We start from the raw sequence: 23,163 nt of genomic DNA, 5'->3' as shown, positions 1-23,163 counted from the left end.
TCCATCAATCACGGCGCTGCACTCGGCGAATTGATTGAAATCAAAAAAACAGGAGAACGCCGTGCGCGCGCGACGCTTCAGGCGAAAGCGGGAGCTGCAGCAGCTTCGCTATCCAGCAGCCGGATTCGCCCGGGCAAGATTTCGAGGACGCCGCGCCGTTCGAGTTTGGCCAGCGTCCGGCACACCGTCTCGACGGTGAGACCGAGATGATCGGCGATATCCCGCCGGCTCATCGGCACCGGCAGCAGATCGACATCGCGCCCAAGCCGCACCAGCCGATCGCGCCAGGACGTCAGAAACACGGTGAGCTTTTCTTCGGCCGCGCGGCGACCGAGTGAGAACATCTTGTCATGCGCGTCAGCGATCTCGGCCGCCATCAGCGTGACTATCTCGCTCAGGACATAGGGCCGGTGGCTGGCGAATAGCGCGAATTTTTCACGCGGGATTTCCCAGACCAGCGCAGGGCCGATGGCTGCGGCCGACACGTCATGGTGTCCCTGCGTAGCGATCTCCAGGATATCGCCCGGCAGCGCGAAGCCGGTGATCTGGCGGCGGCTGTTGAGTTCGGTTCTGTAAAGGCAAACCAGCCCCTCGACCACGCTGAAGCACCTGCCGGCGGGCATGCCCTGCTTGAACAGAATGTCCTGGGCCGCGTACGCCACCCGTTCACCGAGGGCCATCAACTGGCGCTGATCCGTGCCCCCCAGACGCTCCAGAAAGCCGACCGGCTGCGCAGCCGCATTCGCACAGGGCGTCGCGAAAGACGATGCAGCCATCAGCTTTGTCATACGCATCCCGGGTTTCTGTCGACCTCGCAGGGTTGCGGGCACTTTAGGGTAGCCGGGCAACACCGACGCGCATTGATACACATCAATCCGTGCGTTCGTGGCTGCTAGAATGTCTCGCTTTCGATGACCGCAACCGTCCTGGCATCTAGCAGATGCGCGCCCCACCCCCGCTTCACCAGCACATGCGACAGCCTCGGCGACACCAGCAGCAACAACGCGGTCATCACCAGCGGTATGGAGCTGATCCAGTCCATGTGCACCGGCGTGAGTTCTTCCGTACTGCCGCCATAGTCGCCACGTTGGCACCAGATATCGCGGCAGATGCGCAACAGATCGCGCCTAGCACCACCGCGCTGCGCCCCGCCGAGCAACGCCTGCATCGCCTGATGCGTGATGACACCTTCGCGCGTCGCTGGCGCGACTTCCGGCGTTTCGCCGAGCGAGACACGCAGCAAGGGGTCGACCAGATCGACGCCGGCGAGATACGCCGCCATCGGCTCCACCAGTCGCGGATTGCAATCAACATAGAGCGGTCCGCTGCCGTCATGGGGCATGATGAAATCGATCGACAGCGCGCCGTGCCAGGCGAGATGCCGGCCAATGGCCGCGAGATCGTCGCGCACGCGATCGCGTCTTGCACTGCGTTTGATGGCATCGCCGCCGCCGGCGCCCTCCATGATTTGGCGATAGGCGTGAAAGCCGATCAACTCGCCATGACAGAACACGCCCTGCGCCTTCTCGGTTGCGCCCGCGACAAGCGCCTGCACAAGTACCTCGCCGGCAAAGCCGTTGCCGGACTCCAGTTCCACCGTTGTCGCCGCAAGGTCAGCATCGTCGCGCACCATCCAGACGCCACGGCCGGCGGTGCCGATCGCCGTCTTGATGACGCATGGATAACGAACAGCATCCCGGAGCGCATCGGCGCTGGAGACGATCCACGTCTCCGGCTGCGGCAGACCAAGCTGACTTAGCATCCGGCTGAAGCCTGCCTTGCTATGCGCCGTCCGGTAATTCTCGAAGGACGGCAGCGCGAGGCCCGTCCGCGCCGCCAGCCGCGCCTGTACCTTCGCGAACAGAAAGCCCTGCTCGTGGATCGGCAGCAGCACGTCATAGCGGCGCTCCGCCAGCAAGCCTTCGATGAAGCGCAGGAAGCCGCCGGGATCGTCGCGCATTCCCGGGCAGCGATGATAGGACCGGGCAAATCGCGAGAACCGCGCCAGCCCGGCCGTTGCGGGATCGCAGACATCCACCACATGGCCGGCGAGCCCGAGCACGGTGACCGCTTCCCGCGCGGAGGTGCTGGTACCTTCCGACAGCAGGATGCGCAGCGGCCTAAAATTCGGGCGCCCCGTCATCATGCCCAATCATGTCGCATTATCAGACCGCCGTCGCGCGTCCGGATGCCGCCCTGCATGAGCCGCAACTCCTGCATGTCGCAGCGCTCATGGACTTTAACCTGCTGCGAACGTAGGCATAACGCATCTTTTCGAGGCTGCAACAAGCGGCCGTCAGCCGCCTTGGGTGGAAACGCATATGGTCGATATTCCGGCCTCGACCTCGCATTTGGCGTCGCGCGACCACGCCCCTTCGGCGACGCGCACGCTGACGGCGATCTCCACCGCGCATTGGGTCAGTCACTTCCACATCTTCGTGCTGCCGATGCTGTTCCCGTTCCTGAAGGATCGGCTCGGCGTTGGCTATATCGAACTCGGTTTCGCGCTGACCACCTTCGCCGTTGTGTCCGGCCTCACCCAGGCACCGATCGGCTATCTCGTCGATCGCATCGGCGCGCGCAAGATCCTGATCCTCGGCGTCATGCTCGGCGGCTGCGCACTGATCGCGCTCGGCCTGTTGCTGAGCTATCCCGCGCTGATTATCTGCGCCGCGCTGCTCGGCCTCGCCAACAGCGTCTATCACCCGGCCGATTACGCCATCCTCGCCGCCCATATGGACGAGTCGAAGATGGGCCGCGCATTTTCGATCCATACCTTTGCCGGCTTTGTTGGCGGCGCCGTCGCGCCTCCGCTGATGGCTGCGCTGCTGGTCGGCATCGGCGGTCGCGGCGCGTTGATCGTGGCCGGCGGGATCGGCGTGGTCATAGCACTGATGCTGGTCGTGGTCGGTATCCCCGATGCCGGCGCGATGGCTGATGGCGACGCCGCCAATGGCGCCGAGTCGCCGAAGGTCAGCATGATGACCCCGGCGATCCTGATGTTGACGCTGTTCTTCACGCTGCTGTCACTGTCGCAGAACGGCATCAACAGTTTCGGCATCGTCGCGCTGATGAACGGCTACGGCGCCACGCTGTCATCGGCGAATATCGCGCTGACCGCCTTCCTCGCCGCCAGCGCGATCGGCGTGCTGGCCGGCGGCTGGCTCGCCGATCGCACCCGGCATCACAGCCGCGTTGCCGCGGTGTGTTTCACCGTCAATGCTATCATCATCTGCGCCATCGCAGTGTTCACCTTGCCGACGCCGGTGATCGTCGCGGCCATGGCCACCGCCGGCTTCCTCGGCGGCGTGCTGACGCCGTCGCGCGACATGCTGGTGCGCGAGGCTGCCCCGCCCGGGGCTGCCGGCCGCGCCTTCGGCATCGTCTCCACCGGGTTCAATTTCGGCGGCATTATCAGCCCGATTCTATTCGGCTGGTTCATGGACCACGCATTGCCGCATTGGGTGTTCGGCGCCTCTGCCTGTTTCATGGCGGCGACCGTGCTGCTGGCGCTGGTGTCGGAACGTAAGCGGTAACGTCGGCGTCATCGCGCAGGCGATGTGCTTCTGTTATGATGGCTCCGCATGCTCACGGTTCGCCATCTCACCAAATCCTATCGCTCGGCCCAGGAACTAGTCGCGGTGCTGCGCGGCGTCGATCTCGACATCGCCGCAGGTGAAAGCGTGGCGCTGACCGGCGAATCCGGCAGCGGCAAGAGCACGCTACTGCATCTGATCGCCGGTCTGGATGAAGCTGACAGTGGAGCCATTCAGCTTGGCGAGATCACCATCACCGGCCTGACCGATTCCGCGCGCGCGGCCCTGCGCCGGCACCGACTCGGCCTCGTATTCCAGCAGTTCAACCTCATCCCGTCGCTGTCGGTCGCCGATAATCTGGCATTTCAGTCGCGCATTTCCGGCAAGCATGACGCGGCCTGGCAAAGCGAGCTCATCGAACGCCTCGGCCTCGGCGCGTTGCTCAAGCGCTATCCCGAACAGCTCTCCGGCGGCCAGCAGCAGCGCGTCGCCATCGGCCGTGCGCTGGCCTCGAAACCGCTGCTGCTGCTTGCCGATGAACCCACCGGCAATCTCGACGAGGACACGGCTGACGAAGTCTTAAAGCTCGCGCGCGATCTGGTCGCGCGCACCGGCTGTGGTTTCCTGATGGTGACCCATAGCGTGCGTCTCGCCGCCACGCTGGATCGCCACGTCCACCTCCATGCCGGACTGATCGCGTGAAACGCGCGCTCTGGATCCTCGCCGTGCTGCTCAGCCACTGGCGCCGGCATCCGATGCAGTTCGCGACGCTCCTGATCGGCCTGATCGCTGCTACCGCGCTTTGGAGCGGCATACAGGCGCTGAACCAGCAGGCCCGCACTAGCTATGACCGCGCCGCGGCGGCGTTCGGCGGCACACGCACGCCGATGCTGGTCGCCACCAGCGGCGGTGCGTTTGCACAGCAACTCTTCGTCGATCTGCGCCGCGCCAGCTGGCCGGTCTCGCCCGTCGTCGAAGGCCGCGCGCAAATCGGCGGCCGCTCGGTGCGCCTGCTTGGTATCGAGCCTGTCACGATGCCTATCGAAGCCAGCGCTGCGACGGAAATCGGCAGGACCGGCGCGCAGGCGTTTCTCACGCCGCCCGGTCAGGCGTTGATTGCACTGGAAACGCTGGCCAGCCTCGGCCTCACCGAAGGCGCAACGCCTGCGCTCAGTGACGGCACACCGCTACCGCCGCTGAAACTGCAGCCGCAGCTCGCGCCCGGTGTGGTGGTCGTCGATATCGGTATTGCGCAGAAGCTGATGAAGATGCCGAACCAGATCTCGCGCCTGCTGATCGGCAGCACCAAGGGTCCTCGCGCATCGCTCGAGAGCGTCACCGGCAATCAGTTGCGATTGGTGCAGCCGGATGCAGAGACCGATCTGGAGCGTCTCACGGACAGCTTTCATCTCAACCTCACCGCCTTCGGCCTGCTGTCCTTCTTCGTCGGCCTGTTCATCGTCAATTCCGCCGTCGGCCTCGGCTTCGAACAACGACTACCCATGCTGCGCACGCTACGCGCCTGCGGCGTCTCGGCGCGACAGCTCAACAGCGTGCTGGTGCTGGAGCTTGTCAGCATTGCACTGATCGCCGGCGTCATCGGTCTCGTCTGCGGCTATTTCATTGCCGCATCGCTGCTGCCCGATGTTGCGGCCAGCCTGCGCGGGCTCTATGGCGCGCAAATCCCGGGGCAACTTACACTAAAGCCCGAATGGTGGTTCGCTGGTCTCGCGATTTCCATCATCGGCGCGCTGCTGGCGGCAACATCGAGCCTGCTGAAAGCTGTCCGTCTCCCCCTACTCGCCACCGCGCAACCCTATGCCTGGCAACAGGCACAGCATCGCTGGCTGCGGCTGCAAGGCACGGGCGCATTGCTCGTGTTCATCGCTGCCGGGCTCGCGCTCTGGCTTGGCGATTCACTGATTGCCGGCTTCTTCGTGCTTGCCGCATTGTTGCTCGGCGCGGCGCTCGCATTGCCGGTCATCCTCGGCATCGTCCTTGCCGGCGGTGAACGCAGCACGCGACGCCCGCTCATCACATGGTTCTGGGCCGACAGCCGACTGCAGCTTTCCGGCCTGTCGCTGGCGCTGATGGCACTGCTGCTGGCGCTCGCCGTCAATGTCGGCGTCGGCACCATGGTGGAGAGTTTCAGCCGCACCTTTACGGGATGGCTCGACGGGCGGCTGGCGTCCGAGATCTATCTGAACGCGGCGAGCGAGAAGCAGGCAAGCGAGATCAAGACCTGGCTGAAGACCCGCCCCGACGTGCAGGCAGTTCTGCCCGGCAGCCGCACCGACGTGCAGTTCAACGGTGCGCCGATCGAGCTTCTCGGCTTCGCCGATCACGCCACCTATCGCGATCAATGGCCACTGCTGGATTCCACCAGCAATGCATGGGATCGCGTGCGCACCGGCGACGGGGCGCTTATCAGCGAACAACTCTCGCTGCGCATGAAGCTCAAACTCGGTGACCATCTCGACGTGCCGACGCCGACCGGCAACTGGCCGCTCGACGTCGTGGCGATCTATGCGGATTACGGTAATCCGAAAGGACAGATCGGCGTCAACGTGGATGCACTGGTCAAACATTTCCCTGACATTTCGCAGACCCGCATGGGCCTGCGCGTGACGCCTGGGGATGTGCCGGCGCTGATCACAGCCATTCGTACCCGCTTCGGCCTTGATGGTCGCAATCTCGCCGATCAGACGACGGTGAAATCGGAGTCACAGGCGATCTTCAATCGCACCTTCGCGGTGACGGCCGCGCTCAACGCCTTCACGCTCGGCGTCGCCGGAGTTGCGCTGCTCACCAGCCTGCTCACATTGAGCAATTCGCGCCTGCCCCAGCTGGCGCCGCTCTGGGCCATCGGTATCACGCGCCGGCGTCTGGCCGGCATCGAATTACTAAAGACGCTGTCGGTCGCCTTGATTACCTCACTGCTGGCGCTGCCACTCGGCCTCCTGGTGGCTTGGTGTCTCATCGCTATCGTCAATGTGAAGGCATTTGGCTGGCGCCTGCCATTCCATGTGTTTCCGTTGCAACTCATCCAGCTGCTCTGCGTCGCCATTCTGGCCTCGCTGCTCGCAGCTCTGCTGCCGATCATGAAGCTGCTGCGCATGCAACCAACCACGCTGGTGAAGGTGTTCGCCAATGAACGATAGCTTGCTCACACGTCGTAGCTTGATCGGCGCCGCCGCATTGCTCGGCCTCGGCGGTTCACGCGCATTCGCCCAAGGCTTTGCCGGCCTCGGCCGCGACGCCGAAGGCTTTGCCAGCGTCGTGCCCGGACGCCCCCTCGCCTTTCCGGCCGATCACGGCCCGCATTCGGACTTCCGCATCGAGTGGTGGTACCTCACCGCCAATCTCGCGGACGCATCAGGCAATGCCTATGGCGCACAGTGGACGCTGTTTCGTCAGGCGATGGCGGCGGGCGCAGAAGGCGACGGCTGGGCGACGCCGCAGATCTGGATGGGCCATGCAGCGGTGACATCGGCGACGACGCATCATGCGACCGAAACCTTTGCCCGCGGCGGCGTCGGTCAAACCGGTGTCACGATAACGCCGTTCCGTGCATGGATCGATGCATGGGAAATGCGCGAGCTTGAGAACTTCGACGACAAGACAGTTGCGCCGCTCGATGTGTCGGCATCGTCAGCGGATTTCAGCTACCGCCTGCGCCTCGATGCCAGGCAGCCACTCGTACTGCAGGGCGACAACGGCTACAGCCGTAAGTCGGAACGCGGACAGGCGTCGTATTATTACAGCCAGCCGTACTTCACCGCGCAAGGCATGCTAGCCGTCGACGGCAAGGAGATCGCCGTCACCGGCCACGCCTGGATGGACAGGGAATATTCGAGCCAGCCGCTCGCATCGGACCAGACCGGCTGGGACTGGTTCTCACTGCATCTGCCTGACAATGCGAAGCTGATGCTGTTTCGTCTCAGGCAAAAAGATGGCGCACATTATTTTGCCGGCAACTGGATCACCGCGGACGGAAAATCAGAACAGCTTGCCTCAGGCACCATAGATATGACGCCGACTGTCATGACAGAGATCGCCGGTCGCAGGATCCCTACGTCATGGAAGGTATCGATCGCATCGCGCGGATTACAGATCGCAACCTCGCCGCTGAATGCCAAGAGCTGGATGACGACGAGCTTCCCGTACTGGGAAGGGCCGGTGAGCTTCACGGGAAGCCATAGTGGCGTTGGTTATCTGGAGATGACGGGATATTGAAGACGCTGTTTTCTTAACCTCTCCCCGCAAGCGGGGAGAGGTTAAGAAGCGAAGCTTACTTCATCAGCGGGCAGCCGCTATCCTTGGCGCTCGGATAGGCCTTGTCGCCGGGGACCACAGCAAGCTGCTTGTAGTAGTCCCAGGGCTTCTTGGATTCCGACGGCTTCTTGACCTCGAACAGATAGAGGTCCTTCACCATACGGCCATTGGCGAGCACCTTGCCGCCCTGCGCGAAGGCGTCATCGACCGGAAGCTCCTTCAGCTTCTTCACCACCGCTTCGGAATCCTTCGTGCCGGCCGCCTTCACCGCCTTCAGATAAGACAGCGTCGACGAATAGGTGCCAGCCTGGATCATGTTGGGCATACGCTGGGTGCGCTTGAAGAAGCGATCGGCGAATTCACGCGATTTGTCGTCGCGGTCCCAATAGAACGATTCCGTCAGCACTAGGCCCTGGGCGGCCTGCAACCCGAGGCCGTTCACTTCGGCGAGCGTGAGTAGGAGACCGGCGAGCTTCTGACCGCCGGCGACGATGCCGAATTCGGCGGCCTGCTTCACGGCATTCGTTGTATCGAGACCAGCATTGGCCAGGCCGATGACCTTGGCCTTGGAAGCCTGAGCCTGCAGCAAGAACGACGAGAAGTCAGACGAGTTCAGCGGATGCCTGACGGCACCGAGCACCTTGCCGCCCTTCGATTTCACGATGTCGCCGGTGTCCTTCTCCAGCGAATAACCGAAGGCGTAGTCAGCCGTGAGGAAGAACCAGGTGTCACCACCGGCCTCTGTCAGCGCGCCACCGGTGCCGACACCCAATGCTCGCGTATCGAACGACCAGTGAAAGCCATAGGGCGTACAGGCATCGCCGGTCACCCGCGATGAGGCCGCGCCCACCACGATGTCGATCTTCTTTTCCTGTGCCGAGAGTTCCTGTACCGCGAGCGCCACCGAGGAGGTGGTGAGTTCGGTGATCATGTCGACGCCTTCGACGTCATACCAGCGGCGCGCGATCGAGACGGCGAGATCAGGCTTGTTCTGGTGATCGGCGGTGATCAGTTCGATCTTCTTGCCGAGCACTTCCCCGCCGAAATCCTCGATCGCCATCTTGGCGGCTTCGACCGAATATTTGCCGCCGTAGTCAGCGTAAACACCGGACTGGTCGTTGAGAATGCCGATCTTGACCGCCTGGTTTGCGCCTTGCTGCGCAAAAGCGGATGTCGCGAAGAGAAGACTGCACAAAGCAGCCGTCGACAACAGTCCAAATTTCATCAATGCCTCCCAGATTTTAATTTGGGCGCACGCTATTTTAGAAGCGGAGGCCGAACCAGATAATCTTTCGGCCTAGACAGAATTTGCAGATCAGCTTTGCGTCATCACGGAGCGCAACCCGTCTCGCACGTGCTGCAACGCACTCGGCTAATGCTGCTTCTTCAACGCCGCTTCGATACAGGCCAGTTCCCGCTCGATTTCGGCGACCATCGACACCGGATCGGCGTCGGAAATAAGGTGCATCTTCTCGTAAGTGCCATCCTGAATACTCTTCAGGATGGCCATGCGGTCGGTCTTGTAGGCCGTCAAACGCTCGAAATCGCCACGCTCGGCATATTTCGCGATGAGTTTCTCGAAAACAGTGCTCATGGGTGGAGTTCCTTGGCATCAAAAGCGCGGGGACGAATGCCCCGCGCCGTGAATGATCGGCGATTACAAACCGCGCAGGACCAGCCGGTTGAGACGGCTTGCAAACGCCGCAGGATCTTCCGGCAATTCGCCATCGAGAATCTGCGCCTGCTCGAGCAGCAGGAACGAGATGTCCGACGCCTCGCCGCCGGTCGCCTTGTCGGCGCCGGCGATCTTGGCCACCAGCGGATGGCGCAGATTGATTTCGAGGATCGGTTTGGTGACCGAACCGCGGTTCTGCATCGCCAGCATGCGTTCGAGCTCGCGGTCCGGGCCGGCACCGCCGGCGACCAGGCACGAAGCCGAGGTCGTCAGACGCGTCGAGACCTTCACATCGGAGACACGCTCGCCAAGCGCATCCTTGATGATGGCGATGGTCGCAGCCTCGTCGGTCTCGGTCTTCGGCTCGTCCTTGGTCGCTTCGTCGTCGATGCGCGGGATGAGATCGAGATTGACCTCGCCCTGGCTCAGCGACTTCAACGGCTTGCCGTCGAAGTCGAGCGGGGCCGACGACCAGAACGCATCGACGGCATCGGTCAGCAGCAGTACTTCGATGCCGCGCGACTTGGCGGCTTCGAGTTTCGGATTCGACTTCAGACGATCGAGGCTGTCACCGGCCAGATAATAGATCTCGGTCTGGTTCGGCTTCAGGTCCGCGACATAGTCCTTCAGCGAGCGCTTCTCACCCGAGGTCGTGGTGAAGCGCGACAGCGCGAGCAGCTTCTCGCGGCGCTCGAAGTCTTCATAGATGCCTTCCTTGATCACCGGGCCGAAGGCGTCCCAGATCTTGGCGAAGGTCTCGGCGTCCTTCTCGCTCAGCGTCTCCAGCTCGCCGATCACGCGCGTCGCCACGGCCTTCCTGATCTGCGCCAGCTGCGGATTGTTCTGCAGCATCTCGCGGGAGAGGTTCAGTGGGAGGTCCTCGGCATCGATCACGCCGCGGATGAAACGTAGATAGGACGGCAGCAGGTCCGCATCGTCGGTGATAAAGACGCGGCGCACATAGAGCTTCACATGGCCCTTGCGGTTCGGCTCGAACAGGTCGAACGGCTTCTGCGACGGCGCGAACAGCAGCACCGCATAGGAGTAACGACCCTCGGCGCGGTAATGCAGCGTCATCGCCGGCTCGTCATAGGCATGCGCAATGGACTTGTAGGCCGCGCTGTAATCTTCCGGCGTTAGTTCGGACTTGGAACGCTGCCACAGCGCGCTGGCCGAATTGATCTGCCGCGGCTCGGCATCGCCGTCCTTGAGCATGATCGGAAACTGAATGTTGTCCGAATAGGCGCCGACGATGCGCTCGATCTCATAGGTCTCGAGATAATTCTTCGCGTCTTCTTTCAGATGCAGCACAATGGACGTGCCGGTCGGCACGCTTGCAGCGTCCGCGACCTGGCCGATCTCAAAACCGGCGCCGCCGGTCGAGGTCCAGGTGAAGGCATCGTGGGTGCCTGCGCGATGGCTGGTGACCACGATCTTTTCGGCGACCATGAAGGCCGCATAGAAGCCGACGCCGAACTGGCCGATCAGGTTCGAGCCGTCCTTGGCCTCGGTCAGCCGCGACAGGAACGACTTGGTGCCGGATTTCGCAATGGTGCCGAGATTGTCGATCAGCTCCTGGCGGTCCATGCCGATACCGGTATCGACGATCGACAGCGTATTGGCTTCCTTATCGGGTACGATGGTGATGTTGGGCGACTGGCCGTCGGATATCAGCGAGGGATTCGCGATCGCCTCATAGCGCAGCTTGTCGCAAGCGTCGGACGCGTTGGAAATCAGTTCACGCAGAAAGATGTCGGTCTCGGAATAGACCGAGTGAACCATCAGGTTCAGCAATTCGGCGACTTCGGCCTGGAACGGCTGGGAAACGGGTGCAGCGGTGTCAGTGGTCGTCATGAAAAGTGCCCGATACTGGTAAGGGAGAGATCACGCATATAGCGACGCGGATTTGCCGAGTCCATGGTGCGAACCGATGGTTTCCGCGCGAAAAAGGCCGATTGGGAACTACAACTGACGACGCTATTCTGAAGCTGCGACCTGCGCGGCCAGCAGTATGGTCGTCGCGTCGAGATCGACCAGCGGATAGACCTCGAATTGGGCCGGAATGATATCGGCCCATTCGTTCAGGATGCGATGCAGGACGTCATTGCCATCGACCTTGAACACGGCCACCGCGCCGCGGCCGACGCGGGGATAGATGTGCTGGCAGATACCGGAGGCCTGATAGCGGGCCATCCACGGCCAGAAGCTCTGACGCGTGGCCGCCATATCGGACGGCCGATCCGCGCGCGGATTCGAGATCACCAGAAACAGCATCGCTGATTTTCTCTTCTCTGAATCAGAATGCGTCAGCGGTGCAGCGCGCCGGCATAGGCGCTTTCCAGCATGGCCAGGCATTCACGCGCACGTGCCTGCGCGATGTCGTTGGCGGTCTGGGAGATTTCACGGAGATCGCGGATCGCCAGATCGACAGCGCTCAGCAGATCAATTTCGCACTCATCGGCCTGGGGGGCCACCGCACGCATGGGGAAAGGAATAACTACGCTCACTGGGACGCCCGCTTTTCACTATGGGAACGCTCGAATCACTCGGGAGCATTTGGCCAGCGAATAGTTAAGCCAATCGGTAGGAAGCAACGGATCTGATGTAAAACTGCCGCGCCGCCGTCAATCCTGCCAGCGCACCTGCGGGATCAGGCTGACGGACAGGTCCCCGCACGGGTCATCCGACGGCTGGATCGCCGGCGCCTCGTCCGGTTCGGGCGCCGCGTCGATGATTATGGCCGGTGACGGAAGTCGTGGAACGGCCATGCTCTGCTGCCCGCGCCGATACGCCTCGAATTCGAGCTGTTTGGCGAAATACCGGAACAGCTCGGCCGCATGTTTGCGCTGCTCCGGGCTGGACGCCGAGGCGATCAGGAAGATCAATTCGTCGGATAGCTCCGACGTGGTCGCACCGGTCAGGTCTTCGAGAACACTCATCACAATGGCTCAGCTATGAAGCTTTGAGCCTGCACGGGTGTGGTTGATATCACGTTGTCCGTCACACAATCGAGGAGCGCGCGCGTAAGCATCCCTAATGACGCCCTAATTTGACCGTTAGGGCACCGCCCTGCGAATGCGCCCCGCGTGATCGACGCAATGAGAATGAGACGGTGCCTACTGCGCAGTCCTGCCGCTTATTCGTGCAGAGCGCCGTAACCCACCACGCGGAAAATTAAGCCGCGATTAACCATAGCGCAGCGATAAACGAGAGGTAACCGATTGCTGTTAGTGGGGACGCGACAATGGTCTTGGCGATGAATCGCAGCAGCAGTTCTGCGCATGCCAATGCGCCTGAAGAGACCGACGACAGCTCCGATATCTCCGCGCTGATCGGACGATTGACCGCCGAGGTCAACGAGATCGCCTGCGAGAAGACCCGGTCGATCCAGCACATCACCAACCAGATGAAGATGCTGGCGCTGAACGCGCTGATCGAAAGTTCGCGCGCCGGCGCGCAAGGCGCCGGCTTCGCCGTCGTGGCGCAGGAAGTGCGCAATGTCGGCCAGCAGGTCGAGACCATTGCGCGCGATCTGGAATCTCAGCTCACCGCGCGCACCGGCAGCCTGATGTCGTCGATCGAGAAGATGACCGAACGCTCGCGCGGCGAACGCATGGTCGACCTGTCCCTCAACGCCATCGAGCTGATCGATCGAAATCTCTATGAGCGCACCTGCGATGTTCGCTGGTGGGCCACCGACTCCGCTGCGGTCGATTGCGCGGCATCGCCTGATGACGCCACCGTCGCTCATGTCTCCGAGCGGTTCGCCGTGATTCTCGGCGCCTACACCGTCTATCTCGATCTCTGGCTGTGCGATCTCAACGGCAATGTCATCGCCAGCGGCCGCGGCGACCGGTTCAATGTTCGTGGCCAGAACATCGCCGGCACCGCATGGTTTCGCGACGCACGCACGCTACGCTCCGGCGACGATTACACCGCCGGCGACGTCGAGCGTCAGCCGCTTCTGGATAACGCGCAGGTCGCGACCTATTGCGCCAGTGTGCGCGAAGGCGGCAAGGCCAATGGCCGCGCCATCGGCGTGCTCGCGATTCATTTCAACTGGGAAGCCCAGGCCCGCGCCATTGTCGAAGGCGTACGCGTCGATGACGACAAGACCCGCGTACTGTTGGTGGATTCAAATTTGCGCGTGATCGCTTCCTCTGACGGTCAGGGCCTGCTCACCGAACGCATCCTGCTGGCCCTGAACGGACGCCGCAGCGGCTTCTATCACGACCGTTCGGGAGGCCTGGTCGCCTTTCATGCCACACCGGGTTATGAGACTTACAAAGGTCTCGGCTGGTACGGCGTGATCATGCGCGGCGCTTAGGACGACGGCACTAGCCGTTCAGCCAGTCCTTGATCTTCTCAAAGAAACCCTTTGCGCGTTTCTCGCTAACAGGCCCCGCGGTGATCGGCCTAGCCGGCTCGCCGGCCACGACCGCATCAGTCCGTGCGGCCGCCAGCGCCATCGGCCCGACCTGTGCCAGGAACGCGTGTTCGTGGCTACGCGTCAGCCGCGCCAGCGCAGCGTCGAACGGCAGCCACGCGACTTCGCTGATATCCTTCATCAGCTTGCGAGATGGCAGCGGCGCGGCCTCCATATGCCAGAAATGCACGACCTTGGTGCGTTCACCAAGCGGATAGGCCAGCGCGCCGAGATAGTCATGCACCGACGCACTGTGGCCGGTCTCTTCCAGCACCTCGCGCTCGGCTGCATCGCGCGGCGTCTCGCCGTCGTCGAGCTTGCCTTTCGGAAGTACCCAGTCGCCGCGCTTGCGCAGGCAGACAACGGCGAACAGCGGCGTTTCGCCCCGCTGCACAACAATGCCTCCCGCCGCCATGATGATATCGTGCGCCATGACTGTTCTTAACCGCTAGCGCCCGAAGACGCCATCGAGGTCATCCTCGATATGAGCACGAATGATGGAATCGAAGCTTGGTTCCGCCTGGAAACCCAGCGCCAGCGCCCGTTTGGTATCGAACATCGTGGGCCACCCCGCGACAATCGCCATCACGGCGGGATCGGGCACGCGCTTAATGCGTGTCACAACACTGTCACCTGCTACGCGGCGTAGCGCCGCAATCATCTCGGCAACGGACGCACGCACGCCTGGCATCATCAGTGTGCGGCGCGCACCGAGCTTGGCGCTGTCGAGCGTCGCGCCATGAAGCAGGAATTCCGTCGTCGCGCGCGGACTGGCATGTGTCTGCCCGACATCGTCGGACACCGGCAGCACCGCCTCGCGTCCGGCCAGTGGCTCCCGGATGATATTGGAGAAGAAGCCCGAAGCAGCCGCGTTAGGCTTGCCCGGCCGCACGCAAATGTTCGGCAGGCGAATTCCGATGCCGTCGAAGAAGCCGCGCCGCGTATAGTCCGCCAACAGCAATTCACAGATTGCCTTCTGCGTACCGTAGCTCGACAGCGGCGTGTGAAAGAAATCGTCGGCGATCGGCCCGTTATAGGGCGCACCGAAGGTCGCGATTGACGAGGTGTAGACGATGCGAGGCCGATACCCGTCACCCATCGCGCGGACCGCCTCGAACAGATTGCGCGTGCCGTCGAGATTGACCGCGTAGCCTTTGTCGAAATTCTGCTCGGCTTCACCGGAGACGACCGCAGCAAGATGGAAGATCAGGTCCGGCTTTGACGCCAACAGGACTGCTGGCGCATCCGGTTTCGCGAGATCGACCATGATGCTGCGCGCGCCGACCAGATCGCCGGGGACCGCATCGGCCATCGCCAGATCGCCGATTTCGCCGCCACCGACATGACCGTCCTTCAGCAACCGCTCGCAGAGCTTGCGGCCGATCATGCCGGCCGCGCCAATCACCAGAATCTTCATTCCCTGATCTTCACTCTCTGGGGGCCGACAGCTTGTAAATCTCGAGCGCGTCCGCATCGGCGCCGCGCACCGCCTTGCCCATGCGGAAAATCTGCGCCGCGAGCGCAGCCATCGGTACCGGCGTCGAGGTGTCCTGCGCCACATCGACCACCGTATCGAGATCCTTCAGCATGGTATGAATATGCCCGAGCGGCGGCGAGTGAATACCTTGCGCCATGCGCGGCACGAACAATTGCAGCGGGATAGAGTCTGCAAAGCCGCCGGCGAGTGCTTCCGGCAGACGCTTGGCGTCGATACCAGCATTCACGGCAAGTCGCGTCGCTTCGGCCAGCACCGCCATGGCGCAGCCGACGATGACCTGGTTGCAGAGTTTTGTCATCTGTCCGGCGCCGGTGGGACCCATATGGGTGAAGTTACGCGCCATCGCCAGAATATAGGGCCTGATACGTTCGACATCGGCGACCTCGCCGCCGGCCATGATGGCGAGCGTGGCTTCCTCCGCACCCTTGGTGCCGCCGGACACCGGCGCATCGATCCAGCCCATCCCGTTGGCCGCCTTCAACCGTGCCGCAATGGACCTCGTCTTGTCCGGATGGATCGAGGAGAAATCGACGACGAGCTTGCCCTTGCCATCGGTGCCGGACAGGCCGTTGTTGCCGAACACAACCTCTTCCACCGCCGATGCATCGGTGAGACACATGAAAATGATGCTGGCATGGGCGACGACATCGCGCGGGCTAGCGGCCGCTTTCGCGCCGGCGTCCACCAGCGCATTGGCCTTGCCGGGCGAACGATTCCAGACGGCCACATCGTAGCCGGCGCCGAGCAGCCGTTTCGTCATCGGCATTCCCATCAGGCCGAGGCCAAGATAACCGAGCTTCTCTTTGCCGCTTGTTGCTTGCACCATTCTGAATTCCTTACATTCGCACGTAGCGCCATACGCGCTCGACAAGTCTGGCTCTGTTCCGGAAGCTGCTGCTCTGTGTTCTGAGCAGACGATTGCTACAGCTCCATATGCACGATCTCGATGGGATCGCCACCGAGCCCGTGAGAGAAGGTCCCTCGCCCCACTGACTTGAAGCCGTGCCGACGATAGAATCCCTCGGCATTGAGTGTGGCTTCCAGCCGGACGGGGCCGACATGTCCGGATCGGGCCTGATCGACGCCAATGTTCAGCAGCTTGGCGCCCAACCCCAACCCCGTTGCTTCCGGCAGAATGAAAAGACGCGTGACTTCGCCGGGATCAGCGTCCACGAACGCCACGACGTTTCCGTCGCGCTCGGCCACGAGCATGCGGCCATTGGCAATCAGGGTCTCGTAGAAGGCGGGCGTGCGGTCTCCCATCCAGCCCGCAATCTGCTCGGCTGAATAGTCGCGCGTCGCGAGGCCCTCGACCGATCGCCGCGTCACGTCGAACACTACCTGACCGTCTCCCGCGCGAGCAGCCCTCAGCACTACGCCACTATCTTCTCGCATCGCCATCACTTCAAAAGTGCCATCTGCGAGCTATCTACGCTGCGCCCGCACCCGCAGCAACGGTGATATTATCGCTGGCAAGACTGCTAATTGTTGCGCCACAGCACGAATGAATGTTGAGCATGGACCGCGCTTGCCAGAATATTTGAAGCATGAAAGGCTTCAAGGCAGCGGGGCTTTCCAAGTGGCCGAGTCCGGCCATCATCCATTCATGGCCGTGTCTGGCCATCATCAAACGGAGTGAGCGGGCATGAAGCTGGGTTCTTCGAAGTGGCTGATGGCGACGGCTGTCGCGGCGGGGGCGCTGTCGGGCGCGGCGCAGGCGCAAACGATTCCCACGATCAAGGTCGGCTGGACCATTCCAGCCGAAGAATCCAAATACTGGATGATGAAGCGCCCGACCGAATTCACCAATCTCGGCAAGACCTACAATATCGAATGGACCCAGTTTCAGGGCACCTCGCCGATGACCCAGGCGCTTGCGGCGGGCGCACTCGATTGCGCCACACAGGGTGTGCTGTCGCTCGCCAACGGCGTCAATGGCGGTAACCTCAAGGCCTATATCGTCGCGCAGCACGTGTCGGAAAAGCCTGGCAGCTTCTCCGTCTATTGGGCGGTGAAGGATGACTCGCCTATCAAGACCATTGCCGACCTCAAGGGCAAGAATGTCGGTATTTCGGTCATCGGCGGCGGTACTTATGGTCCGTTCAAGATGCTGCTGAAGGGCGCCGGTGTCGATCCCGAGAAGGACATCAAGCTGATCGAGATCGGCTTTGCCGCCTCCGAAGATGCGCTGCGCCAGGGCCGCGTCGATGCGATCAACATGAACCAGCCGTTCGCCGCGCGCATGGAAGCCAAGGGCGGCACGCGCAAACTGTTCTCGCTGAACGAAGCGATGCCGAACATCGTGCATATCCTTGAAGCCTGCCGCGCCGATTTCGTCGACAAGAATCCCGAACTCGCCAAGGCCTATGTTGCCGACATCACCCTTGGCATGAAGAAGGCGCTGGCCAACCGCGAGGAAACGCTGAAGGTCGTCAACGAAGTCATGAAGGCGCCGATCCCGGTGCTGGAGACCTATCTGCTGAAGGAGAACGACTTCGCCCGTGACCCGGGCGCAGCACCGAACTTCCCGGCCATGCAGAAGATGCTCGATATCTATACAGAGGCCGGCATGCTGCCGAAGATGGACGTGATGCAGTTCAAGCATCCGACCATCGTCGCGCCGATCCAGTAAGGCAAGACACGACACTCATTGTATGATGTCCTGAGGCCACGCCCCGCGGCGTGGCCTCAATGCATTGGACGACAAGACCAAGAAACGGAAAGATACGGCCCATGAAGAAATTGCGATCCCGCATCACCACCGACGGCCTCGACCGCGCTCCGCACCGCGCATTCATGCGCGCCATGGGCCTCGACGACGAGGCGATCGCCAAGCCGATGATCGGCGTCGTGTCGATGAAGGGCGAGCAGACGCCCTGCAATATGACCCACGACTTTCAGGTCGACGCCGCCAAGACCGGCATTTCCGAGGCCGGCGGTACGCCGCGCGAGTTCTCGACCATCTCCGTCTCCGACGCCATCAGCATGAACCATGAGGGCATGAAGTTCTCGCTGCTGTCGCGCGAGATCATTGCCGACAGCATTGAGGCTGTGATGCACGGCCTCGCCTATGATGCGTTGATCGGTTTCGGCGGCTGCGACAAGACGCTGCCCGGCGTCATCATGGGCATGGTCCGCTGCAACGTGCCGTCGATCTTCATCTATGGCGGCAGTTCGCTGCCGGGGCTCCACAAGGGCAAGACCCTCACCGCGCTGGATTCCTATGAGGCCGTCGGCGCCTTCATGACCGGCGACATCGACAAGCAGGAACTGGAAGCCATCGAACGCGCGTGCCTGCCGACCATCGGCGCTTGCGCCGGCCAGTTCACCGCCAATACGATGGCGATGGTCTCCGAGGCGCTGGGGATTACCATGCCTAACGTCTCGATGATCCCCGGTGTCTATGCGGAGCGCGCACAATTCGCCCGCCGTGCCGGACGCCTGGTGATGGAGATGCTGCGCAACGATGGCCCGCTGCCGCGCGACATCGTCACGCGCAAGTCTCTCGAGAACGGCGCCGCCATCGTCGCCGCTACCGGCGGCTCGACCAATGCCGCACTGCATCTGCCGGCGATCGCCAATGAGGCCGGCATCAAATTCACCATCGACGATGTCGGCGAAGTGTTCGCGCGCACGCCGCTGATCGGCAATCTGCGGCCGGGCGGCAAATACGTCGCCAAGGATGTCTACGATATCGGCGGCACGGCGGTCGTCATTCGTGCGCTGGTCGAGAGCGGCCATATCGACGGTTCTTGCCTGACCATCACCGGCCGGACCATCGCGGAAGAATACGGCAATGCCAACAAGGCCGATGGCGAGATCATCTATAGCTCAGCGAAGCCGATCCAGCCGGATGGCGGCGTCGCGGTACTGAAGGGGAATCTCTCGCCGGACGGCGCGGTGATCAAGGTCGCTGGCCTGAAGAAGACAGTGTTCGAGGGCACGGCGCGGGTGTTCGAGGACGAAGAGAGCTGCGTCGCCGCGGTGAAGGACCGCAGCTACATGGAAGGCGACGTGCTGATCATCCGCAACGAGGGCCCGGTCGGCGGCCCCGGCATGCGCGAGATGCTCGGGGTCACCGCGCTGATCTATGGCCAGGGCATGGGCGAGAAGGTCGCGTTGATCACCGACGGCCGCTTCTCCGGCGCCACGCGCGGCATGTGCATCGGCTATGTTTCCCCGGAAGCCTATATCGGCGGCCCGCTGGCGCTGGTGCGCGACGGTGACCCGATCCGCATCGACGCGCCCTCACGGCGACTGGATCTGATGATCGACGAGACGGAGTTTGCGGCGCGCAAGGCGGCCTGGCGGCAACGCCCGCCGCGGCATCGTGCAGGCGCGCTGGCGAAATACGCGAAGCTGGTCGGGCAGGCACCCGGCGGCGCCGTGACACATGACGGCGGCGCGGAATGGCCGTGGTTTGAGTAGAGCCCTAACTGTCATTCCGGGCGCGGGCGGATGCTTGCGCACGCGAACCCGGAATCCAGAAGTGTTCATCCATGTCGGGATTCCCCGCCACTCCAAGTGGAGTGGCTGAGGTTCACGCCGGTCCGCTTCGCGGCCCGGAATGACAGCTGGAATTACTCCGCCGTCGCGGCGCGCAACTCGTCCGCCGTCGCGTGCTTCAGCCCGACAGCTTCGATCGCGTGTCTCGCCGCCGCAACCAGATCGTGATTGCCTTTGGCGCGGCAGCCATCCGGCAACAATTCGTTGTTCTCGAAACCGACGCGGATATGGCCGCCGAGCAATGCGCCTGCGGTGACGCAAGCGGTCTCCTGCGCGCCGAAGGCGCAGACGCTCCAGTGTTCAAATCTCGGTGCGGCCGCATCGACGAACGGCAACAGATCAACCGGGCTTGAGGTCTGCCCCGTCGTATAACGACCGAGCACGAACAGCACCGGCAGTTTCTCGAACGGCACCAGTCCGCGCTTGCGAAATTCCGCCAGCCGGATGGCATCCTGCGCATCATAGAGAATGATCTGCGGTGTCACGCGCTCGCGCTTCATCCAGCCGAGCAGATCGGCGAAGGCCTGCTCCTCGCCGGCATCGGGCACCAGTTCGCGCAGTGCCAGCGACGCCGCTTCCGGCTTCACCGCCTGCACCACCGCGCGCTGCTGCGCCGGCGTATATTTGCCGAGCGCCTCGGAGGTGATCTGGATGACGAGTCTGCCGCCGACTGCGCTACGGATCGCCGCGATGGTGTCCTGATAGGCCGCCGCATCGAGCAGGTGGCTGCCGTCGGGATTACGCACATGCGCATGGATCATGGACGCACCTGCCTCAAGGCAATGCGCGGCCGCCACCGCCAACTCCGCCGGCGTCAACGGCACGGCGGGGTTGTCGGCCTTGACCTTGCGGCCGCCGTTGGGGGCGACCGCAATAGCTATGGGGATCACTTACGGAATCGCTGCGATGACGGCGATCTCGACCTTGATGGCAGGGTCGGCAAGCTTGGATTCAACGCAGGCGCGCGCCGGGCCAACGGCAGGCACCCACGCATCCCAGATCGTGTTCATCGCATCGCGATCGTTGATGTCAGGCAGCCAGACGGTTGCGCTGAGGATGTTGTTCTTGTCGGTGCCGGCTTCCTTGAGCAGCGCGTCGATCTTGTCGAGCACCTGCTTGGTCTGCGTCTTGACGTCACCCGAATATTCATCGGGTACCTGACCGGCGAGATAGACAGTGTTGCCATGGATGGAAGCCTGGCTGAGACGCTTGCCGGGACCGAGACGCTTGATCATGCAGAAGTCTTTCTTGAGTGTGGGACAGAGTAACCGGCCGCGACCATCTCCGCTCGGAACTGGCGCGTCAAGTGCGTGAAGCCAGACCGTATAGTGGCCCGCGTGGACCACTTCTACTATTCGGCGGCACGGGCTCGGCGCACGGCGTCATCCATCAGCGCCTTCGGCGCCGGCAGCCGCAGCTTGCGGCCGTGCTGCAGATACAACAGCGCAACACGCTTCGGATCGGACAGGTTCCAGATTTCGACAGCCGGCAGCCGCCCCACCAGCGTCACGGGCGGCCGATGCGCTATGACATGGGACAAGATCGCGGTTTTCGGACCCTTCCTGAATTTCCGGCGCACTTTTCGCGCGGCATTCTCATTGGCCGCCTGCCAACGGATCTTGGGTCCGCGGCGACCGTTCAGAAGCCATGAAAAGATTCGCAAAATGAATGGCATACGGCTCTTCTTTTTGCCCGGTTGCGGCAAGGCTGGCGCGCTCGCGCTGTCCTGTCTTAGACCGGTTCATCGACAGGGGTAAAGCGGCGCGATCAAGGCGAAACGTCGCGATGTCCTGTCCATACGGCCCGCGAAACGCAACTGGCGGTGACGATCATGATCTGTTTGTGCAAAGCCGGCTCATAGCGACACGGTACGCCCGTCGGCCGCGCCGCAAAACCTGCCGCCCGCTACAATTTTAGATTGCAACCAATGCGGCTTTGTTTGATGCTCGGATTTTATCGATAACGACACGGTTCTTCGTCGGGCCTTTCTGCGTTTTATCGTCCAACATTCGATTATTCATTTTCGGGGGATTATCATGCTGCATGCAGCATTACGCGTTTGTCTTGCAACCTTGTTGGGCGTGACGTCGACCTGCGTGGCCGTTCACTCCGCCCGTGCGCAATCTTCACCAACCGAGCGCATCCTCGCAGCCGTCCGAAAAATGCCCAAACCCGTTCCCGTGAAGGGAGCAGGCGACTATGTCTATTACGAACTCAAGATCGAGAACCTGTGCGGCGCCGGCAGCATCACGGAGGCAGCAACTGCCTGGGTCGACGAGATGACAATCACGGAAAGAGCGGTCGCCATGTCGGTGACCTATACCTTTCCGAACAGCTATCCAAACCTGTCCGACATCACGATTCCTTTGATTGCGGTGGCAAACAGTGGCGACCGCGGGGTCCAGAACTGTGCACCGATCACCGTCAAGGATATTCCGCGGAATCAGGAAGCGACCGCGCGTTTCGATTTTTCGACAAAGGAAGGTTTCCGCTTTCTCGATGCGTCGGGTGTCCTCGCGTCGTTCGGCAAACTGGCAGGCGCCGTCGGCGGCATCGCGGCTCCAGGCGGCGGGATCGTGTTCACGGGCGCTGCCGCCGCGGTCTCGTTTCTCACTTCAAATACAAAGCCGCTGAAGGATTTGACCGACTCCACCAATGAATTGCTCAAACTGCTTGATCGTGATCGCAAACCGCGCGGAGTCGTGTCGGTGATCGCCCGCTCGACCGGTCGCGCGAGCTATCTTGCGGAACGAAAAGAGGTGTTTGCGGTCCAGAAATCCTACTACGATACGTTGATCAAGTCCGAGCCATCGCAACCGTACTGGGCCATTCCCGCAGACTTCAGCCGAGTCGCCGGAAAGGATTGGAATGACGTGGTGCGCGATGTTCTGAACGCATATCCCGCGTTCTGGGAGAACATGGCGCGTTTCTGCCCGGCGCTACGCAACACGCTGTCGGCGGCGGCACATTCCGACACAATCTCGATTGCCGTCGGGCTTTACTATCACGCTGCAGCCAATTCCGATTCTTACGGACAAATCGCCAAGCGCACGTGCCTCAATACGCAAGAGTTCAAGCAGCTCGCGACGCGCGGTTGGGGAAGACCATTCGATGGCGCTCTCTCATTTCAGAACGTGCCATGGCCCGGCACTCCACAGGTCGTTGCTGCCAGCACCCCGCGATAGATCGATCGCGCGACAACCGGACAGCCGCTCTTGTTCGATCGGCTGATCGATATTTTAGACGT

Annotated in this window: 23 protein-coding genes; 8 read left to right on the top strand and 15 right to left on the bottom strand. The window is 62.3% G+C overall.

Annotation, left to right across the window (positions count from 1 at the left end; all coding sequences use genetic code 11):
• Positions 1-77: 77 nt before the first annotated feature.
• On the bottom strand, positions 78-794 hold the full coding sequence (locus CIW50_RS04085; protein WP_149529954.1) for a Crp/Fnr family transcriptional regulator: 717 nt from the start codon (positions 792-794) through the stop codon (positions 78-80).
• Positions 795-892: 98 nt separating this feature from the next.
• Complete coding sequence (locus CIW50_RS04080) at positions 893-2,146, bottom strand: ATP-grasp domain-containing protein (protein WP_246664130.1); 1,254 nt, start codon at positions 2,144-2,146, stop codon at positions 893-895.
• Between the two features lie 175 nt (positions 2,147-2,321).
• Between CIW50_RS04080 and CIW50_RS04075 the strand changes: the two genes are divergently transcribed.
• From CIW50_RS04075 to CIW50_RS04060, 4 genes are read left to right on the top strand one after another with little or no spacing between them, the layout of a single operon-like run.
• Positions 2,322-3,536, top strand: a complete 1,215-nt coding sequence (locus CIW50_RS04075) for an MFS transporter (protein ID WP_149529953.1) — start codon at positions 2,322-2,324, stop codon at positions 3,534-3,536.
• A gap of 48 nt (positions 3,537-3,584) precedes the next feature.
• Entirely contained in the window at positions 3,585-4,238 is a 654-nt protein-coding gene (locus CIW50_RS04070; protein ID WP_149529952.1) for an ABC transporter ATP-binding protein, read from the top strand.
• Positions 4,235-6,697: an FtsX-like permease family protein gene (locus CIW50_RS04065; protein ID WP_149529951.1), complete on the top strand. Its 2,463-nt coding sequence runs from the start codon at positions 4,235-4,237 to the stop codon at positions 6,695-6,697. Before CIW50_RS04070 ends, CIW50_RS04065 begins: the two co-directional genes overlap by 4 nt.
• Positions 6,687-7,772 carry a lipocalin-like domain-containing protein gene (locus CIW50_RS04060; protein WP_149529950.1) on the top strand — a complete coding sequence of 362 codons (1,086 nt, stop codon included), beginning with the start codon at positions 6,687-6,689 and terminating at the stop codon, positions 7,770-7,772. Before CIW50_RS04065 ends, CIW50_RS04060 begins: the two co-directional genes overlap by 11 nt.
• A gap of 55 nt (positions 7,773-7,827) precedes the next feature.
• On the opposite strand, the gene CIW50_RS04055 is transcribed toward CIW50_RS04060, so the two are convergent.
• The 6 genes from CIW50_RS04055 to CIW50_RS04030 all read right to left on the bottom strand — a co-directional run bounded on the left by CIW50_RS04055 (position 7,828) and on the right by CIW50_RS04030 (position 12,425).
• Positions 7,828-9,036: an ABC transporter substrate-binding protein gene (locus CIW50_RS04055; protein ID WP_149529949.1), complete on the bottom strand. Its 1,209-nt coding sequence runs from the start codon at positions 9,034-9,036 to the stop codon at positions 7,828-7,830.
• 147 nt (positions 9,037-9,183) lie between these two features.
• A complete protein-coding gene (locus CIW50_RS04050; protein WP_149529948.1) occupies positions 9,184-9,405 on the bottom strand; it encodes a hypothetical protein in 222 nt (73 codons plus the stop codon).
• 63 nt (positions 9,406-9,468) lie between these two features.
• A complete protein-coding gene (gene htpG, locus CIW50_RS04045) occupies positions 9,469-11,340 on the bottom strand; it encodes a molecular chaperone HtpG (RefSeq protein WP_149529947.1) in 1,872 nt (623 codons plus the stop codon).
• Between the two features lie 123 nt (positions 11,341-11,463).
• Positions 11,464-11,760, bottom strand: a complete 297-nt coding sequence (locus tag CIW50_RS04040) for a DUF3303 family protein (protein ID WP_149529946.1) — start codon at positions 11,758-11,760, stop codon at positions 11,464-11,466.
• 32 nt (positions 11,761-11,792) lie between these two features.
• Positions 11,793-11,969: a hypothetical protein gene (locus CIW50_RS04035; protein ID WP_246664129.1), complete on the bottom strand. Its 177-nt coding sequence runs from the start codon at positions 11,967-11,969 to the stop codon at positions 11,793-11,795.
• 141 nt (positions 11,970-12,110) lie between these two features.
• A complete protein-coding gene (locus CIW50_RS04030; RefSeq protein ID WP_149529944.1) occupies positions 12,111-12,425 on the bottom strand; it encodes a hypothetical protein in 315 nt (104 codons plus the stop codon).
• Positions 12,426-12,730: 305 nt separating this feature from the next.
• Between CIW50_RS04030 and CIW50_RS04025 the strand changes: the two genes are divergently transcribed.
• Positions 12,731-13,813 (top strand): methyl-accepting chemotaxis protein, encoded by a 1,083-nt coding sequence (locus CIW50_RS04025; protein WP_149529943.1) that lies wholly within the window; start codon positions 12,731-12,733, stop codon positions 13,811-13,813.
• A 10-nt stretch (positions 13,814-13,823) separates the two neighbouring features.
• Here the strand turns inward: CIW50_RS04025 and CIW50_RS04020 are convergent, their stop codons facing one another.
• From CIW50_RS04020 to CIW50_RS04005, 4 genes are all read right to left on the bottom strand, one after another.
• The gene (locus CIW50_RS04020; RefSeq protein ID WP_149529942.1) at positions 13,824-14,345 is read right to left on the bottom strand and encodes an NUDIX hydrolase; all 522 of its coding nucleotides are present in this window, start codon (positions 14,343-14,345) and stop codon (positions 13,824-13,826) included.
• A 15-nt stretch (positions 14,346-14,360) separates the two neighbouring features.
• On the bottom strand, positions 14,361-15,329 hold the full coding sequence (gene denD / locus CIW50_RS04015; protein WP_149529941.1) for a D-erythronate dehydrogenase: 969 nt from the start codon (positions 15,327-15,329) through the stop codon (positions 14,361-14,363).
• Between the two features lie 10 nt (positions 15,330-15,339).
• Positions 15,340-16,236, bottom strand: coding sequence for an NAD(P)-dependent oxidoreductase (locus CIW50_RS04010; protein ID WP_149529940.1), 897 nt, complete (start codon positions 16,234-16,236; stop codon positions 15,340-15,342).
• A 95-nt stretch (positions 16,237-16,331) separates the two neighbouring features.
• On the bottom strand, positions 16,332-16,784 hold the full coding sequence (locus tag CIW50_RS04005) for a GNAT family N-acetyltransferase (protein ID WP_349636733.1): 453 nt from the start codon (positions 16,782-16,784) through the stop codon (positions 16,332-16,334).
• A gap of 298 nt (positions 16,785-17,082) precedes the next feature.
• On the opposite strand from CIW50_RS04005, the gene CIW50_RS04000 reads away from it, so the two are divergent.
• Entirely contained in the window at positions 17,083-18,042 is a 960-nt protein-coding gene (locus CIW50_RS04000) for an ABC transporter substrate-binding protein (protein WP_502707376.1), read from the top strand.
• Positions 18,043-18,143: 101 nt separating this feature from the next.
• Complete coding sequence (ilvD, locus tag CIW50_RS03995) at positions 18,144-19,838, top strand: dihydroxy-acid dehydratase (RefSeq protein ID WP_149529937.1); 1,695 nt, start codon at positions 18,144-18,146, stop codon at positions 19,836-19,838.
• A gap of 152 nt (positions 19,839-19,990) precedes the next feature.
• Here the strand turns inward: ilvD and CIW50_RS03990 are convergent, their stop codons facing one another.
• The 3 genes from CIW50_RS03990 to CIW50_RS03980 all read right to left on the bottom strand — a co-directional run bounded on the left by CIW50_RS03990 (position 19,991) and on the right by CIW50_RS03980 (position 21,456).
• Entirely contained in the window at positions 19,991-20,806 is an 816-nt protein-coding gene (locus CIW50_RS03990; protein ID WP_149529936.1) for a beta-keto acid cleavage family enzyme, read from the bottom strand.
• Positions 20,807-21,151 carry a RidA family protein gene (locus CIW50_RS03985; protein ID WP_149529935.1) on the bottom strand — a complete coding sequence of 115 codons (345 nt, stop codon included), beginning with the start codon at positions 21,149-21,151 and terminating at the stop codon, positions 20,807-20,809.
• A 116-nt stretch (positions 21,152-21,267) separates the two neighbouring features.
• Positions 21,268-21,456 (bottom strand): hypothetical protein, encoded by a 189-nt coding sequence (locus CIW50_RS03980; RefSeq protein WP_149529934.1) that lies wholly within the window; start codon positions 21,454-21,456, stop codon positions 21,268-21,270.
• 622 nt (positions 21,457-22,078) lie between these two features.
• Here CIW50_RS03980 and CIW50_RS03975 point away from each other — a divergent pair.
• Positions 22,079-23,101, top strand: a complete 1,023-nt coding sequence (locus CIW50_RS03975; RefSeq protein WP_149529933.1) for a hypothetical protein — start codon at positions 22,079-22,081, stop codon at positions 23,099-23,101.
• Positions 23,102-23,163 lie beyond the last annotated feature (62 nt).

It is taken from the genome of Tardiphaga sp. P9-11, assembly GCF_008329525.1.
GTDB lineage: Bacteria > Pseudomonadota > Alphaproteobacteria > Rhizobiales > Xanthobacteraceae > Tardiphaga.
The sequence above is the reverse complement of the archived record's forward strand: the minus strand, read 5'-3'. Positions and strand labels throughout refer to the sequence as shown.

What these genes read in the sequence shown, in the direction of transcription:
- CIW50_RS04085 (WP_149529954.1), bottom strand. Translation starts at nt 794, where the DNA reads ATGCGTATGACAAAGCTGATGGCTGCATCGTCTTTCGCGACGCCCTGT.
- CIW50_RS04080 (WP_246664130.1), bottom strand. Translation starts at nt 2,146, where the DNA reads ATGATGACGGGGCGCCCGAATTTTAGGCCGCTGCGCATCCTGCTGTCG.
- CIW50_RS04075 (WP_149529953.1), top strand. Translation starts at nt 2,322, where the DNA reads ATGGTCGATATTCCGGCCTCGACCTCGCATTTGGCGTCGCGCGACCAC.
- CIW50_RS04070 (WP_149529952.1), top strand. Translation starts at nt 3,585, where the DNA reads ATGCTCACGGTTCGCCATCTCACCAAATCCTATCGCTCGGCCCAGGAA.
- CIW50_RS04060 (WP_149529950.1), top strand. Translation starts at nt 6,687, where the DNA reads ATGAACGATAGCTTGCTCACACGTCGTAGCTTGATCGGCGCCGCCGCA.
- CIW50_RS04055 (WP_149529949.1), bottom strand. Translation starts at nt 9,036, where the DNA reads ATGAAATTTGGACTGTTGTCGACGGCTGCTTTGTGCAGTCTTCTCTTC.
- CIW50_RS04050 (WP_149529948.1), bottom strand. Translation starts at nt 9,405, where the DNA reads ATGAGCACTGTTTTCGAGAAACTCATCGCGAAATATGCCGAGCGTGGC.
- htpG (WP_149529947.1), bottom strand. Translation starts at nt 11,340, where the DNA reads ATGACGACCACTGACACCGCTGCACCCGTTTCCCAGCCGTTCCAGGCC.
- CIW50_RS04040 (WP_149529946.1), bottom strand. Translation starts at nt 11,760, where the DNA reads ATGCTGTTTCTGGTGATCTCGAATCCGCGCGCGGATCGGCCGTCCGAT.
- CIW50_RS04035 (WP_246664129.1), bottom strand. Translation starts at nt 11,969, where the DNA reads ATGCGTGCGGTGGCCCCCCAGGCCGATGAGTGCGAAATTGATCTGCTG.
- CIW50_RS04030 (WP_149529944.1), bottom strand. Translation starts at nt 12,425, where the DNA reads ATGAGTGTTCTCGAAGACCTGACCGGTGCGACCACGTCGGAGCTATCC.
- CIW50_RS04025 (WP_149529943.1), top strand. Translation starts at nt 12,731, where the DNA reads ATGGTCTTGGCGATGAATCGCAGCAGCAGTTCTGCGCATGCCAATGCG.
- CIW50_RS04020 (WP_149529942.1), bottom strand. Translation starts at nt 14,345, where the DNA reads ATGGCGCACGATATCATCATGGCGGCGGGAGGCATTGTTGTGCAGCGG.
- denD (WP_149529941.1), bottom strand. Translation starts at nt 15,329, where the DNA reads ATGAAGATTCTGGTGATTGGCGCGGCCGGCATGATCGGCCGCAAGCTC.
- CIW50_RS04010 (WP_149529940.1), bottom strand. Translation starts at nt 16,236, where the DNA reads ATGGTGCAAGCAACAAGCGGCAAAGAGAAGCTCGGTTATCTTGGCCTC.
- CIW50_RS04000 (WP_502707376.1), top strand. Translation starts at nt 17,083, where the DNA reads ATGGCGACGGCTGTCGCGGCGGGGGCGCTGTCGGGCGCGGCGCAGGCG.
- ilvD (WP_149529937.1), top strand. Translation starts at nt 18,144, where the DNA reads ATGAAGAAATTGCGATCCCGCATCACCACCGACGGCCTCGACCGCGCT.
- CIW50_RS03985 (WP_149529935.1), bottom strand. Translation starts at nt 21,151, where the DNA reads ATGATCAAGCGTCTCGGTCCCGGCAAGCGTCTCAGCCAGGCTTCCATC.
- CIW50_RS03975 (WP_149529933.1), top strand. Translation starts at nt 22,079, where the DNA reads ATGCCCAAACCCGTTCCCGTGAAGGGAGCAGGCGACTATGTCTATTAC.